Source organism: Pseudomonas sp. NPDC096925 (genome assembly GCF_044762545.1).
Classification (GTDB): domain Bacteria; phylum Pseudomonadota; class Gammaproteobacteria; order Pseudomonadales; family Pseudomonadaceae; genus Aquipseudomonas.
In genome coordinates, this window is the sequence record NZ_JBIWEM010000004.1 from 239945 (window position 1) to 254529 (window position 14585).

The window sequence follows — 14585 nt, forward strand, 5'->3', positions numbered from 1 at the left end:
GCAAGGCAGCCCCAAATAACGCGAGCCTGTACTGGGATGCTGAAAGGTCTGCTGCTGTTTTTTTGTATGGCCATGGCCCCTGCCAAGGCTGAGGTCTGGCCTGACCCTGACTGGCACAACGACCCTGCCCCCCTCGACTGGCAAGCCGTCGACGCCTACGCCTTCCCCGCACGCACCACTGCCGAACGCAGCGGCATCCGCACCGACGCGCTGCTGATCATCCGCGACGGGCGCATCCTCCACGAACGCTACGCCCCCCCGACCAGCGCCGCCACCGCCCACCTCACCTGGTCGATCAGCAAGAGCGTGCTTGCCACGCTGCTGGGGGTAGCCCAGGGCGAAGGCCGCTTCCAGCTGCAGGACCCGGTCACCCGCTTCTACCCGGCCATGCAGGCCCATCCTGGCGTGCGCATGGCCGACCTGCTGCATTGGGCCAGCGGCCTGGACTGGCAGGAGGACTACGAGTACGCCCCGCTCAAGTCATCAGTGGTTGCCATGCTGTATACCCGTGGCCGCGACGACATGGCGGCCTATACGGCAGCGCGGGACACGGTGGCCAGCCCGGGCCAGCGGTTTCTCTACTCCAGTGGCGACAGCAACCTGCTGGCCGCCGCGCTGCGCGGCATGCTCGATGCCAGTCAGTACCCCGACTACCCCTGGCATGCGCTGTTCACCCCGTTAGGGATCGACAGCGCGGTATGGGAGCGTGACAGGGCGGGGACCTACGTGGGCTCGTCCTACCTGTACCTCAGCGCTCGCGACCTGGCACGCATCGGCCTGCTGATGCAGCGTGAGGGGCGCTGGCAGGATCGGCAATTGCTGCCCAGGCCCTGGGTGGCCTTCAACCGCACGCCGTTCGCCACGGCCGAAGCAGTGCCCGGCGAGGCCAACCCCGGCGGACACTGGTGGCTCAACCAGCCGCTGGCCGGCGCTGCACGGCCTTGGCCGAGTGCGCCTGCCGACACCTACGCAGCCCTTGGCCACTGGGGCCAGGCGCTGTACGTGCTGCCCGCGCAAAAGCTGGTGATCGTGCGATACGCCGATGACCGCGACGGCAGCTACCAGCACGACGAGATGCTCAGGCGAATACTGGTGGCGCTGGCCGGGAAGGGGGCATGAAGCGGGTAGTACTGCTGGTATTGCTGGGGCTGGTGTACTGGGCCTGGCACGAGCGCCAGGCCCTGGCGGACTTCCCCGGTATCCTTTCGGCCTACTCGGCCAAGGAATACTGCTCGTGCCGCTTCGTCATGGGTTTCGAACCGGCGTATTGCCAAGGCTACGTGAAGCAATGGCTGCCGCTGAGCCTGCTGGAGGAAAACAGCCAACAGCGGCAGGTCACCGCCGAAGGCCTGGGCCGACGCAATCAGGCCGCCTGGCAAGGCCCGCGCGAGGGCTGCCGCTTGCTGCCATGAAGGCGGGCGGGTAAGGTTGGCGGTCTGGTTTCACGAGATCTGTCATGTTCAAGCTGCCCCGCCTGCTGCCCGCCTTGTTGCTGGCTTTTTGCCTGCCCGCCCACGCCAACTGGCACCTCGATGGCGAGTCTTCGCGCCTTTCGTTCATTACCGGCAAGAACGGTAACACCGCCGAAGTGCACCGCTTTCTGGTGCTGCATGGCACGGTCGACCGCAAGGGCGTTGCCGGGCTGAGTATCGAGATGGACTCGGTGAGCAGTGGCGTTCCGCTGCGTGACGAACGCATGCGCGAGGACCTGTTCGAGGTCGAGCGTTTTACCGAAGCCAAGGTGCAGGCGCAACTGGACCTGCGGCCGATCAACGACCTGGCCAACGGTGCCCAGATCGAGCTGCGCCTGCCGCTGACGGTGACTCTGCATGGCCAGTCGCACAGCTACAACGCTTTGCTGCTGGCCACCCGCCTGGACGAGCGACGCTTCCAGGTGGTGACCCTTGAGCCCCTGGTGCTGCGCGCCGAGGATTTCGGCCTGCTGCCCGGGCTGCAACGCCTGCGCAAGTTCGCCGGGCTCACGTCCATCAACCCGTCGGTGCCGGTTAGCGCGGTGCTGATCTTCACCGCCCGCTGACATGCCGGGGCCGGTCTTCCCCTGGCGGGATGGCAACCAGTTCGAACTGCTGATCGACGGCCCCGAGTTCTTTCCGCGCATGCTCCTGGCGATCATGCGCGCCGAAATCCAGGTCGACCTGGAGCTGTACCTGGTCGAGGCCGGTGACTGCGCGGATGCGGTGGTCGAAGCGTTGGAGCAGGCCGCCCGACGCGGCGTGCGGGTGCGCTGCCTGTTCGACGACTATGGCTCGCTGGCTTTCAACAGCAAGCTGCGTCAGCGCCTGCTGGACGCGGGTGTGTACCTGCGCTGGTACAACCGCCTGCGCTGGAAGCGCGGCCTGCGCAACCTGTACCGCGATCACCGCAAGCTGCTGCTGGTGGATGAGCGCTGGGCCGTGGTGGGCGGCACGGGCGTCACCGACGAGTTCTGGACGCCGGGCGAGGCGACCAGTGAGTGGCACGAGGTGATGGTGCAGATGCAGGGGCCTGTGGTGAACGACTGGCAGTTGCTGTTCGACCGCCAGTGGCACGCCAACAACCGTCGCACCGCCTGGCGCCCCGCCGAGGGCTTTGGCCTGCCGCGCCTGCCCAAGGTGCCTGCGCAGGGGCAGGGCATGGGCCGGGTAGCCTATGCCGACGCCCGCCAGCACCAGGACATCCTGCATTCGCTGGTGCGGGCGATCAACAGCGGCAAGCAGCGAGTGTGGCTGGCCACGCCTTACTTCCTGCCGACCTGGAGCGTGCGCCGCTCGCTGCGACGGGCTGCCGGCAAGGGGGTCGATGTGCGGCTGCTGCTGACCGGTCCGCGCACTGATCACCCCTCGGTACGTTACGCCGGGCACCGCTATTACCCCCGTTTGCTGCGCGCCGGGGTGCGCATCTACGAGTATCAACCGTGTTTCCTGCACCTGAAGATGGTTTTGATCGACGACTGGGTCAGTATCGGCTCATGCAATTTCGATCACTGGAACCTGCGCTTCAACCTCGAGGCCAATATCGAGGCCCTCGACCCGCCGCTGACGGCGGCCGTGCAGGCCAGCTTCGAGCGTGATTTTGCCTTGAGCGAGGTGGTCGACCTCGGGCAGTGGCATGCCCGGCCGCTATGGCGCCGGGTGAAGCAGCGGTTGTGGGGTTGGCTGGACCGGTTGGTGGTCAACTTGCTCGACCGTCGCGACTGAGACCGGCTATCGTGCAGTGACTTCTCAAGGCAATCGAAGGAGTGGGTGCGATGACGGCGAAGAAAATTCTCATGCTGGTTGGTGACTACGTCGAAGACTACGAGGTCATGGTGCCGTTCCAGGCGCTGAGCATGGTCGGGCACACGGTGCATGCGGTATGCCCGGAAAAGGTCGCGGGGCAGACGGTGCGTACCGCGATTCATGATTTTGAGGGCGAACAGACCTACAGCGAAAAGCCGGGGCACAACTTTGCCTTGAATTATGACTTTGTGCGGGTGCGGGCCGAGAGTTACGACGCGTTGTTGATCCCGGGTGGCCGTGCGCCAGAGTACCTGCGTCTGGATGAAAAGGTGCTGGAGCTGGTGCGTGCGTTCGACCAGGCCGGCAAGCCGATCGCGGCGGTATGCCATGGTGCCCAGTTGCTGGCAGCTGCCGGTGTGCTGGAAGGGCGTGAATGCAGTGCGTACCCGGCGTGTGCGCCGGAAGTGCGCCTGGCGGGTGGGACATTCATCGATATCGCGGTGGACCAGGCGCATGTGGACGGCAACCTGGTGACGGCACCGGCATGGCCGGCGCATCCGGCGTGGCTGGCAGCCTTCCTCAAGGTGCTTGGTACCCGTATTGTCTGACAGGGCCTCTTCGCGGGCATGCCCGCTCCCACATGTACCTCACTGCTCTGAAGTCGTGTGGGATCCTTGTGGGAGCGGGCGTGCCCGCGAAGAGGCCAGTACAGGCAATCCCCCCTGATCAGGCCACCTGCTCGACCCAGTCATTGAGGTTGTAGTAGTTGGTCACCCGGGCAATCTTCCCACAGTGGATATAGAAGAACGCCCCCGCCGGCAGCACATAGGTCTGCCCGTTGGCCGCCGGCAACCCTTCGTCATCGGCCAGATATTCCCCATGCACGGTGAACTCCGCCGCCGCGCGGCTGCCGTCGGCGTTCTGCATCACCACGATATCGGCCAGGCGCTCGCGGTAGCAGCGGTTCATCTTGTCCATGAACGCTGCAAACCGGGCCTTGCCCATCTGCCGCTCGCCCTGGTTGATGTCGTGGATCACATCCTCGCTGAGCAGGGCGAGAAAGGCGGGCATGTCTCCAGCGTTGAAGGCGGCGTAGTAAGCATTTACCAGTTCGGTAGCGGTCATGGAACAATACCTGTCGTGGAGGGAAAAGGCGGGTCGTTGCTCCGGATGATAGGGTTTCCCCTCAAGCCCGGCTTAGCCGAGCGCGTCATCCACATCGACAAAACGACCGCCAAGCATGGAAATACGCCTGTTGCACGGCGCCGCTATCGCGCCTTACATCGATGACCTCGCTCGCCTGCGCCTTACCGTGTTCCGCGAGTTTCCCTACCTTTATGACGGCACCCCGGAGTACGAGGCCGAGTACCTGGCCACCTATGCGCGCTCCGGGCGCAGCCTGGTGGTGCTGGCGCTGGACGACGGCAAGGTGGTCGGCGCCTCCACCGGCCTGCCGCTGGTGGATGTCGCCCCCGAGTTCCAGCAGCCGTTCCTGGCCCAGGGGCGTGACCCGGCCAGCGTGTACTACTTCGGTGAATCGGTAGTACTGCCCGAATACCGTGGCCAGGGCCTGGGGGTGCGCTTTTTCATCGAGCGCGAGTCCTACGCGCACAAGCTGGCCGAGTTCGATTACTGCGCGTTCTGTGCGGTCGAGCGGCCAGGGGTGCATCCGCGGCGGCCAGTGGACTACAAGCCGTTGCACGGCTTCTGGCGGAACCGCGGCTTCCTGCACGACCCGTCGCTGCGCACCAGCTACGCCTGGCGTGACCTGGACGAGCAGGAAAGCTCCGACAAGCTGATGTCGTTCTGGCTCAAGGAACTGCCGATATGATCCGTCTGGCTGCCTGCCAGTACGCCATCGAGCTGCATGAAACCTGGGACGCCTACGCCGACCACCTGCAAGGCCTGTGCGCCGAGGCGGTGGAGGCGGGGGCCCGCCTGCTGCTGTTGCCGGAGTACGCCGGGCTGGTGCTAAGCGGGCAGCTGAGTGCCGAGCAGCGGGGTGACCTGAAGGCTTCCATCGCCGGCATCCAGCCGCTGATCGAGCCATGGAAGGCGCTGTGCGAGAGCCTTGCCAGGCGCTGGGGGATCTACCTGCAACCGGGCAGCGTACCGGTGCTGGACAGTGATGGGCGCTACCGCAACCGTGCCTGGCTGTTCGGCCCCAAGGGTGTAATGGGCTACCAGGACAAGCTGATGATGACCCGCTTCGAGCGGGAGCAGTGGGACATAGCTGCGGGCCAGGGGCTGCAGGTGTTTGAAACCGAACTGGGGCGCATGGGGATCCTGATCTGCTACGACAACGAATTCCCGATGCTGGCCCGGCGCCTGGCCGAGGCTGGTGCCGACCTGATCCTGGCGCCGAGCTGTACCGACACCGAGGCCGGTTACCACCGGGTGCGCATTGGCGCGCAGGCGCGGGCGTTGGAGAACCAGCTTGCGGTGTTGCAGAGCCCTACGGTCGGGCTGGCGCCCTGGTCGCCGGCGCTGGACGAGAATATCGGCCGGGCAGGGTTGTTCGTACCGCCGGATCACGGGATGCCGGGGGATGGGGTGGTGGCCTTGAGTGAAGAATTGAGCCCTGTCACTAGTCAGTGGCTGGTCTGTGAGGTGGATCTGGAGGAAGTACGGCGGGTGAGGCGGGAAGGGCAGGTTTTTACCCGCAGGGACTGGCCGGAGCAGTTCGAACGAATTGTGTAGAACAGGGGCGGCCTCTTCGCGGGTGAACCCGCTCCCACAGGTAGCGCGTAGCCCCAGGCTTGCGCTGTCCCTGTGGGAGCGGGTTTACCCGCGAAGAAGGCGACACGGTTACATCAGGCTTACTTCACTTCGACTGCCAGGCTCTGGGCAATCTTGCTCTGCCACAGGGCAGGGCCAGTGATGTGTACCGACTCACCGTTGCTGTCCACGGCGACGGTCACCGGCATGTCCTTGACCTCGAACTCGTAGATCGCTTCCATGCCCAGTTCGGCGAAGGCCAGGACCTTCGACTTGCGGATGGCCTGGGCCACCAGGTAGGCAGCGCCGCCGACGGCCATCAGGTACACGGCCTTGTTGTCCTTGATCGCTTCGATGGCGGCAGGGCCGCGCTCGGACTTGCCGATCATGCCCAGCAGGCCGGTCTGTTCGAGGATCTGGCGGGTGAACTTGTCCATGCGGGTAGCGGTGGTCGGGCCGGCTGGGCCTACCACTTCGTCACCGACCGGGTCGACCGGGCCGACGTAGTAGATGAAGCGGCCTTTCAGGTCCACCGGCAGCTCTTCGCCGCGGTTGAGCATTTCGACCATGCGCTTGTGCGCGGCATCGCGGCCGGTCAGCATCTTGCCGTTGAGCAGGATGGTTTCGCCCGGCTTCCAGCTGGCGACTTCTTCCGGGGTGATGGCGTCGAGGTTGACGCGACGGGCGCTCGGGCCGGCTTCCCAGACGATTTCCGGGTAGGCGTCCAGCGACGGCGCTTCCAGCTCGGCCGGGCCGGAGCCATCGAGCACGAAGTGGGCGTGGCGGGTGGCGGCGCAGTTGGGGATCATGCACACCGGCAGCGAAGCGGCGTGGGTCGGGTAGTCCATGATCTTGACGTCGAGCACGGTGGTCAGGCCACCCAGGCCCTGGGCGCCGATGCCCAGCTGGTTGACCTTCTCGAACAGCTCCAGGCGGATTTCTTCCAGGCGGTTCTGCGGGCCACGGGCTTTCAGTTCGTGGATGTCGATGGACTCCATCAACACTTCCTTGGCCATCACCGCGGCCTTCTCGGCGGTACCGCCGATGCCGATGCCGAGCATGCCAGGCGGGCACCAGCCAGCGCCCATGGTCGGGACGGTCTTCAGTACCCAGTCGACGATCGAGTCGGACGGGTTGAGCATGGCCATCTTCGACTTGTTCTCCGAGCCGCCGCCCTTGGCCGCGACATCGACCTCGACCTTGTCGCCGGGGACGATGGAGTAGTGGATCACTGCCGGGGTGTTGTCCTTGGTGTTCTTGCGGGCACCGGCCGGGTCGGCCAGGATCGAAGCGCGCAGGACGTTTTCAGGCAGGTTGTAGGCGCGACGCACACCTTCGTTGATCATGTCGTCGACGCTCAGGGTGGCGCCGTCCCAACGCACGTCCATGCCCACGCGCACGAACACGGTGACAATACCGGTGTCCTGGCAGATCGGGCGGTGGCCGGTGGCGCACATGCGCGAGTTGATCAGGATCTGGGCGATGGAATCGCGCGCAGCAGGCGACTCTTCACGCAGATAGGCCTCGTGCATGGCCTGGATGAAATCGACGGGGTGGTAGTACGAGATGAATTGCAGGGCATCGGCGACGCTCTGAATCAGGTCGTCTTGCTTGATCACGGTCATGCAGCGCGCTCCTCTTAAAGACGGGAACATTCATATAGACGCTCGACGGTGCCGACCAGCGTGTCGAAACGCCTTGCAAAGGCGCGCCGGCAGCATGGCCGACGCAAAAGGGCGCGGCAGTATAGCGTGCCTCTCCGTCTGAAACACCTGCGAGTGGTCTGGACCATGGTCGGCAGGGGGCAGGCATTGTTCTTGCTGCCTTGCTGTAGAGATAGGATGCTGGGAGGGGGCCGCAACGCGGCCCCGGAAACCCAAGAGCTGGAAGAGATAGCTGAACATGCCCGAACTTTGCGTGGGCGAGCGCCGCTGGGCGGTGCCGGCCGGCAGCAACCTGCTCGATGCCTTGAACGAGGCCGGGCTGAACGTGCCTTACAGCTGCCGCGCCGGCAGCTGCCATGCCTGCCTGGTGCACTGCCTGACCGGGCAACCGCTGGATGCGCTGCCCGAGGCCATGGCGCTGGACAAGCATGCCTTGGGCTGGCGTCTGGCTTGCCAGTGCCGTGTGGTCGAGGACCTGCATGTAGCGTTGTTCGACCCGCAACAGGATGGTGTGCCGGCTCAGGTCTGTGCCCTGGACTGGTTCGGCGATGTGTTGCGTGTGCGGCTGCGGCCCGAGCGGGCACTGCGTTACCAGGCGGGGCAGCATGTGGTGTTGTGGAAGGGTTCGGTAGCGCGGCCGTATTCCCTGGCCAGCCTGCCGGGGGAAGATGACTTTCTGGAGTTTCACATCGATTGCCAGCGCCCAGGTGCTTTTTGCGACAAGGTCCGTGGCCTGCAGGTGGGTGATGTGCTGCGCCTGGGTGAATTCAGGGGCGGGGCTTTGCATTACGACCCGGACTGGCAGGATCGGCCGCTCTGGCTGCTGGCTGCCGGAACGGGGCTTGCTCCGCTGTGGGGCATCTTGCGCGAGGCAGTACGGCAGGGGCACCGTGGCGAGATTCGGGTACTGCATGTGGCGCGGGACAGCACCGGGCATTACTTGGCAGAGCCGTTGCGGGAAATGGCGAATGTGAATGTCGAGTTGGTACTGGTGGAGCAGTTGGATGAAGCGTTGGCCGGGTTGCGGCCTTCAACGCGGCAGACGGTGGCGCTGGTGTGCGGGGCGCCGGGGAGTGTCGAGCGGTTTGCCCGACGGCTGTTCATTGCCGGGGTGCCGCGGGGGCAGGTGTTTGCTGATGTGTTTGTCGAGCATGCCTGAGGCATTTGTGTTGATCGTGCCGGCCCATTCGCGGGCACGCCCGCTCCCACAGGTACAGCGCTAGCCTCAGGCTTGTTGCTAACCCTGTGGGAGCGGGCGTGCCCGCGAACGGGGCCATGGCGCGGCCCCTTGGCGGGATCAACCGACCAGCGGATCACCGACATGCAGGATCTTCATGCCATTGGTGCCACCGATGGTGTGGTAGCTGTCACCTTTGGTCAGGATCACCCAGTCACCTTGCTCCACCAGGCCACGCTTGAGCAGTTCGTCGACCGCTGCCTGGCTCACCTTGTCGGCCGGCAGCGAGGCCGGGTCGAAGGCGATCGGGTACACGCCGCGGAACATCGAGGCACGCGCCTGGGTAGCACGGTGCGGCGACAGGGCGAAGATCGGCACGTGCGAACGCAGGCGCGACATGATCAGCGGGGTGTAGCCACTCTCGGTCAGCGCGATGATCGCCTTCACGCCCGGGAAGTGGTTGGCGGTGTACATGGCCGCCAGGGCGATGCTCTCGTCGCAGCGCTCGAAGGTGGTGTGCAGGCGGTGGCTGGACTTCTGGCTGGTCGGGTGCTTTTCGGCACCCAGGCAGATGCGGGCCATGGCCTGGACGGCTTCGATCGGGTAGGCACCGGCGGCACTTTCAGCCGACAGCATTACCGCGTCGGTGTTGTCCAGCACGGCGTTGGCCACGTCGGACACTTCGGCGCGGGTCGGCATCGGGTTCTGGATCATCGACTCCATCATCTGGGTCGCCACGATCACCGCCTTGTTGTTGCGGCGGGCGTGCTGGATGATCTTCTTCTGGATGGCGATCAGCTCGGCGTCGCCGATTTCCACGCCCAGGTCGCCACGGGCAACCATCACGGCGTCGGAGGCGGCAATCAGCTTGTCGAGGGTCTCGTCGTCGGCAACGGCTTCGGCGCGCTCGATCTTGGCCACCAGCCAGGCGCTGCCGCCGGCTTCGTCACGCAGCTTGCGCGCGTATTCCATGTCGCTGGCGTCACGCGGGAAGGACACGGCCAGGTAGTCCAGGTCCATTTCCGCGGCCAGCTTGATGTCGGCCTTGTCTTTTTCGGTCAGGGCCGGCGCGGTCAGGCCGCCACCTTTACGGTTGATGCCTTTGTGGTCCGACAGCGGGCCACCGATGATCACCACGCAGTGCAGGGCGTCTGCGGTGGCGGTCTCGACGCGCATGACCACGCGGCCATCGTCGAGCAGCAATTCGTCACCAACGCCGCAGTCCTTGACCAGGTCCGGGTAGTCGATACCGACGATGTCCTGGTTGCCTTCGGTCAGCGGGTGGGCGGTGGAGAAGGTGAACTTGTCACCGATCTTCAGTTCGATGCGCTTGTTGGCGAACTTGGCGATGCGGATCTTCGGACCCTGCAGGTCGCCCAGCAGTGCAACATGGCGGCCGTTCTTGGCGGCGATGTCTCGGATCAGGCGCGCGCGGGCCTTGTGCTCGTCCGGAGTGCCGTGGGAGAAGTTCAGGCGTGCCACGTCCAGGCCGGCGAGGATCAGCTGTTCGATCACTTCCGGCGAGTTGCTGGCGGGGCCAAGGGTGGCGACGATTTTGGTACGGCGGATGCTCATGCACAGACTCCTATAGTGAAGCGCAGCGAAAGGCTACTCCTCAATTGCGCTGTAGTCATTGTTCCGTTGCACTACCTGCGACCAAGGCAGGGTGGCATTTGAACGGGCAGGGTATCCTTGCAAAAGGGTGTGAAGATTTGCCGGCAAAGGCCGATACACTGGCATCAAAGGAGACCCCCATGCGAGCCCTGATCGTTTTAGTCTTGGCGGCCAGCGCCGTCGGCTGCACCCGCTGGTCCATGGACCACCACCTGAACAACGCCTACCGCGCCTACGACCGTGGCGATTGCGCACGGGTCATGCTCGAGCTGTCGCAGGTCGACCGCACCAGCCGTGCGCGCCCGTTCATCCACCCCGAAGTGTCACTGCTGCGCGGCCAGTGCCTGGAGCGCCAGGCGTTGTACGTGGATGCCGCGCAAACCTACCAGTACCTGATCCAGCAGTACCCGGGCAATGAGTATGCCTATCGCGCCCAGGCACGCCTGCAGACCCTGGAGAAACTCGGCCATTTGCGCGGCGCCGAAGCCGCCGTGGCCCACCCGGTGAGTGCCGCACCTTGGCGTTAACACCAAGGTGTGATTTATTTCACGGGATTTGCCGCGCGCGCTGCGCTAATCTGTAACTCAGCTGTTACAACAACCGCCAGTTCCTCGTATTCCTGGCATCGGATACGGACTGCACTTGCGATCATGTTCAACAAGCGCCACATCGAACGCCATCAGCTGCCTTGTGTTCTCAAGGTGTTCAACCGCTTTACCGGTCAGTCGATCGGCCAGCTGGGCAACGCCTCCGAAGACGGGCTGATGCTGATCAGCCAGCTACCTGTACTGGTAGGGCCCGACTACGAGCTGCAATTGCGCCTGCCGCTGGTCGGCGGCGGGCATCAGTTCGTCAACCTCACCGCCAGCTGCCTGTGGTGCCGCGAAGACCAGACGCCCGGCCACTACGATTCGGGCTTCATGCTGCTGCAGGCGCCCCGCGAGTACGACGAATTCGTCCGCTCGTTGCGTGACTATTTCAGTTTCCGCCCTGCCAACGCTTCCGTCTGAGCCCCGCGCTCTGGCTCGCTGGAGTCGTGCCGGAATCGCGCTAGAATCGGGTCGACCTCGATACAGGACGACCCCGTGACCTCCAGCATTTTCTGGCACGACTACGAAACCACCGGCATCAACCCGCGCTGTGACCGGCCGCTGCAGGTGGCCGGCGTGCGCACCGACTTCGACCTCAACGAAATCGACGAGCCGATCAGCCTTTATTGCCGGCCCTCCGACGATATCCTGCCGCACCCGGCCGCCTGCCTGGTGACCGGCATCACCCCGCAACTGCTGGCCGAGCAGGGCTTGTGCGAAGCCGAGTTCATGACCCGGGTGCACGCGCAACTGGCGCTCCCAGGTACCTGCGGCGCCGGCTACAACACCCTGCGCTTCGACGACGAAGTGACCCGCTACAGCCTGTACCGCAACTTTTTCGACCCTTATGCCCGAGAATGGCAGGGCGGCAATAGCCGCTGGGACCTGATCGACATCGTGCGCACGGCCTATGCATTGCGCCCGGACGGCATCGAGTGGCCACAACAGGATGGGCGCACCAGCCTGCGTCTGGAACTGCTGAGCAAGGCCAATGGCATCGACCATGGGCATGCCCACGAAGCGCTTTCCGACGTGCGGGCAACCATCGCCCTGGCCCGCCTGATCCGGCAGAAACAGCCCAAGTTGTATGAGTGGCTGTTCCAGTTGCGCAGTAAGCATAAAGTGATGGAGCAGGTCCGTTTGTTGCAGCCACTGGTGCATATATCCGGGCGCTTTTCGGCGGCACGTAATTACCTTGGTGTCATATTGCCATTAGCCTGGCACCCGCGTAATCGCAATGCACTGATTGTGTGCGACCTGCATCAGGAAACCCTACCGTTACTACGGGAAAGTGCTGAAGTTCTACGCCAGCGTTTGTATACCCGCCATGAAGAACTGGCCGAGGGTGAATTACCCGTGCCGCTCAAACTGGTGCAGATCAATCGCTGCCCGGTACTGGCGCCACTCTCGGTATTGCGCCCGGCCGATCAACAACGGTTGGGCCTGGACTTGACGTTGTTACAATTGCGCGGCGAAGCATTGGCCAAGCAACAGGCGCAATGGCAAGACAAGCTGGAACACATCTACGGCAAGGAAGACTTCACCCCGAGTGAAGACCCGGAACAACAGTTGTATGACGGTTTTCTGGGGGACCGTGACCGCCGCTTATGCGAGCAAGTTCGTGCACTGGAACCGGCGCAGTTGGGCCGCGGGCACTGGATGTTCGATGATCCGCGCCTGCCTGAACTGTTGTTCCGCTATCGGGCGCGCAACTTCCCGGAGACCTTGACCGGCGAAGAGCGGCAACGCTGGTTCAGCTTCTGCCAGCAACGCCTGAGTGACCCGCAGTGGGGGGCGCCGAATACGCTGGGCGACTTCGAACGGGCGCGGCAGCAGGCCTGGGAAGGCGCCGACGAGGCGGGGCGGCGTGTGCTGGAGGCCTGGCAGGTGCATGCCCGGCAATTGCAGGCACAGTTTGCAGTTGGCTGAGCGCTGAAAAAAACGCGGACAAACAAAAACGCCGGCAATGTGCCGGCGTTTTCGTTGCGATAAGCAAAAGGCGTATGCGGACTATCAGTCCAGCAGGGTTGCCCAGCTTTCAACCACATCGCCACCCCACTTGGCTTTCCACTCTTTCAGGGTCTTGTGGTTGCCGCCTTTGGTTTCGATCACTTCATTGTTGTGCGGGTTCTTGTATTGCTTGACCTTGCGCGCACGCTTGGTGGCGGTAGTCTTGACCGCACCACGAGGGGCTTTGCTCAGTTTCGAATCTGGGTCGAGCAGGGCAATCACGTCGCGCAGCGACTTGGAGTACTCGCCCATCAGGGTGCGCAGTTTGCCTTCGAACTCCAGTTCTTTCTTCAGCTTGTCATCCTGCGACAGGTTGGCCAGGCGGGCCTGAAGTTCCTTGATGGCTTCTTCGGTAGCGCGGTACTCGTTGATCAGGGACATGGAGTGTTCCTTAATGCGTTTCAGAAATGTGTGGGGCAATAATAGACAGGCGATACTCGCAAGTAAACATATTGTTGGGCAATTAACTGTTAATTAAGCTGTGACAACATATCTCTGCGTGAACAAAAATTTACAATTAACCCGGCATTTCGTCATGTCTGTCAGAGAGTGACGGCGGTGCATCTCGACAGCTACACAGGCTACGGCCGCTGCGATCAATACTGCGTTTTTCCTGGCGGGCCGCTAGAATGAGCGCCTTTGCGAAGTTCTGGAGTCTCATTCATGCGCACCTATCGTCTGGTGATCGCCTGCCCCGACCGTGTTGGCATCGTGGCGAAAGTCAGTAATTTCCTGGCCTTGTACAATGGCTGGATCAACGAAGCCAGCCACCACTCCGATGAGCAGAGCGGTTGGTTCTTCATGCGCCATGAAATCCGCGCCGAATCGCTGCCGTTCGGTATCGAAGCCTTCCGCGAGGCGTTTGCGCCGATCGCCGAAGAGTTCTCCATGACCTGGCGCATTACCGACTCGGCGCAGAAAAAGCGCGTGGTGCTGATGGCCAGCCGCGAGTCGCACTGCCTGGCCGACCTGCTGCACCGCTGGCACACCGATGAGCTGGACTGCGAGATCCCCTGCGTGATTTCCAACCACAACGACCTGCGCAGCATGGTCGAGTGGCACGGTATTCCGTTCTTCCATGTACCGGTCGACCCCAAGGACAAGGCCCCGGCCTTTGCCGAAGTGTCGCGCCTGGTGCAGGAGCACGCTGCCGATGTGGTGGTGCTGGCCCGCTACATGCAGATCCTGCCGCCGCAACTGTGCCAGGACTATGCTGAAAAGGTGATCAACATCCACCACAGCTTCCTGCCGTCGTTCGTCGGCGCCAAGCCGTATCACCAGGCCGCCCTGCGTGGTGTGAAGCTGATCGGCGCGACTTGCCACTACGTCACCGAAGAGCTGGACGCCGGCCCGATCATCGAGCAGGACGTGGTGCGTGTCAGCCATGCCGACAGCATCGACGACATGGTCCGCTTTGGCCGTGATGTGGAGAAGATGGTGCTGGCCCGTGGCCTGCGTTACCACCTGGAAGACCGGGTGCTGGTGCATGGCAACAAGACTGTGGTGTTTGACTGACAGAGTCGGGTTGTCGGTGAGATCCTGGGGCTGCTGCGCAGCCCTTTCGCGACGCAAGGCCGCTCCCACAAAGTGAGGT

General features: G+C 63.6%; 16 protein-coding genes. 12 read left to right on the plus strand and 4 right to left on the minus strand.

The window, feature by feature from the left end:
* Positions 1–36: 36 nt before the first annotated feature.
* From ACIQYU_RS14895 to ACIQYU_RS14915, 5 genes are read left to right on the plus strand one after another with little or no spacing between them, the layout of a single operon-like run.
* Positions 37–1119 (plus strand): serine hydrolase domain-containing protein, encoded by a 1083-nt coding sequence (locus ACIQYU_RS14895; RefSeq protein WP_402800602.1) that lies wholly within the window; start codon positions 37–39, stop codon positions 1117–1119.
* A complete protein-coding gene (locus ACIQYU_RS14900; RefSeq protein ID WP_063913260.1) occupies positions 1116–1412 on the plus strand; it encodes a hypothetical protein in 297 nt (98 codons plus the stop codon). Before ACIQYU_RS14895 ends, ACIQYU_RS14900 begins: the two co-directional genes overlap by 4 nt.
* A 44-nt stretch (positions 1413–1456) precedes the next feature.
* Positions 1457–2038 (plus strand): YceI family protein, encoded by a 582-nt coding sequence (locus ACIQYU_RS14905; RefSeq protein ID WP_402800606.1) that lies wholly within the window; start codon positions 1457–1459, stop codon positions 2036–2038.
* A gap of 1 nt (position 2039) precedes the next feature.
* A complete protein-coding gene (locus ACIQYU_RS14910; protein WP_207834614.1) occupies positions 2040–3197 on the plus strand; it encodes a phosphatidylserine/phosphatidylglycerophosphate/cardiolipin synthase family protein in 1158 nt (385 codons plus the stop codon).
* A gap of 50 nt (positions 3198–3247) precedes the next feature.
* The gene (locus ACIQYU_RS14915; RefSeq protein ID WP_063913257.1) at positions 3248–3826 is read left to right on the plus strand and encodes a DJ-1/PfpI family protein; all 579 of its coding nucleotides are present in this window, start codon (positions 3248–3250) and stop codon (positions 3824–3826) included.
* A gap of 118 nt (positions 3827–3944) precedes the next feature.
* Here the strand turns inward: ACIQYU_RS14915 and ACIQYU_RS14920 are convergent, their stop codons facing one another.
* Positions 3945–4343, minus strand: coding sequence for a nuclear transport factor 2 family protein (locus tag ACIQYU_RS14920; RefSeq protein WP_025340507.1), 399 nt, complete (start codon positions 4341–4343; stop codon positions 3945–3947).
* Between the two features lie 115 nt (positions 4344–4458).
* Between ACIQYU_RS14920 and ACIQYU_RS14925 the strand changes: the two genes are divergently transcribed.
* Together ACIQYU_RS14925 and ACIQYU_RS14930 are read left to right on the plus strand one after the other, a co-directional pair.
* Positions 4459–5049, plus strand: a complete 591-nt coding sequence (locus ACIQYU_RS14925) for a GNAT family N-acetyltransferase (protein ID WP_063913256.1) — start codon at positions 4459–4461, stop codon at positions 5047–5049.
* Positions 5046–5918, plus strand: coding sequence for a carbon-nitrogen hydrolase family protein (locus ACIQYU_RS14930; RefSeq protein ID WP_207834616.1), 873 nt, complete (start codon positions 5046–5048; stop codon positions 5916–5918). Before ACIQYU_RS14925 ends, ACIQYU_RS14930 begins: the two co-directional genes overlap by 4 nt.
* Positions 5919–6037: 119 nt before the next feature.
* On the opposite strand, the gene ACIQYU_RS14935 is transcribed toward ACIQYU_RS14930, so the two are convergent.
* Positions 6038–7561 carry a fumarate hydratase gene (locus ACIQYU_RS14935; RefSeq protein ID WP_025340505.1) on the minus strand — a complete coding sequence of 508 codons (1524 nt, stop codon included), beginning with the start codon at positions 7559–7561 and terminating at the stop codon, positions 6038–6040.
* A gap of 277 nt (positions 7562–7838) precedes the next feature.
* Between ACIQYU_RS14935 and ACIQYU_RS14940 the strand changes: the two genes are divergently transcribed.
* Positions 7839–8759, plus strand: a complete 921-nt coding sequence (locus ACIQYU_RS14940; RefSeq protein ID WP_233687043.1) for an iron-sulfur-binding ferredoxin reductase — start codon at positions 7839–7841, stop codon at positions 8757–8759.
* A gap of 138 nt (positions 8760–8897) precedes the next feature.
* On the opposite strand, the gene pyk is transcribed toward ACIQYU_RS14940, so the two are convergent.
* Positions 8898–10352: a pyruvate kinase gene (gene pyk, locus ACIQYU_RS14945; protein WP_063913252.1), complete on the minus strand. Its 1455-nt coding sequence runs from the start codon at positions 10350–10352 to the stop codon at positions 8898–8900.
* Positions 10353–10531: 179 nt separating this feature from the next.
* Here pyk and ACIQYU_RS14950 point away from each other — a divergent pair, with 179 nt between their 5' ends.
* The 3 genes from ACIQYU_RS14950 to sbcB all read left to right on the plus strand — a co-directional run bounded on the left by ACIQYU_RS14950 (position 10532) and on the right by sbcB (position 12910).
* On the plus strand, positions 10532–10918 hold the full coding sequence (locus tag ACIQYU_RS14950; protein WP_207834621.1) for a tetratricopeptide repeat protein: 387 nt from the start codon (positions 10532–10534) through the stop codon (positions 10916–10918).
* A 123-nt stretch (positions 10919–11041) separates the two neighbouring features.
* The gene (locus ACIQYU_RS14955; RefSeq protein ID WP_207834632.1) at positions 11042–11401 is read left to right on the plus strand and encodes a PilZ domain-containing protein; all 360 of its coding nucleotides are present in this window, start codon (positions 11042–11044) and stop codon (positions 11399–11401) included.
* 75 nt (positions 11402–11476) lie between these two features.
* On the plus strand, positions 11477–12910 hold the full coding sequence (gene sbcB / locus ACIQYU_RS14960; RefSeq protein WP_233694145.1) for an exodeoxyribonuclease I: 1434 nt from the start codon (positions 11477–11479) through the stop codon (positions 12908–12910).
* 84 nt (positions 12911–12994) lie between these two features.
* On the opposite strand, the gene mvaT is transcribed toward sbcB, so the two are convergent.
* Positions 12995–13372, minus strand: coding sequence for a histone-like nucleoid-structuring protein MvaT (mvaT, locus tag ACIQYU_RS14965; RefSeq protein ID WP_063913248.1), 378 nt, complete (start codon positions 13370–13372; stop codon positions 12995–12997).
* Between the two features lie 282 nt (positions 13373–13654).
* Here mvaT and purU point away from each other — a divergent pair, with 282 nt between their 5' ends.
* The gene (gene purU, locus ACIQYU_RS14970) at positions 13655–14506 is read left to right on the plus strand and encodes a formyltetrahydrofolate deformylase (RefSeq protein WP_023662871.1); all 852 of its coding nucleotides are present in this window, start codon (positions 13655–13657) and stop codon (positions 14504–14506) included.
* Positions 14507–14585 lie beyond the last annotated feature (79 nt).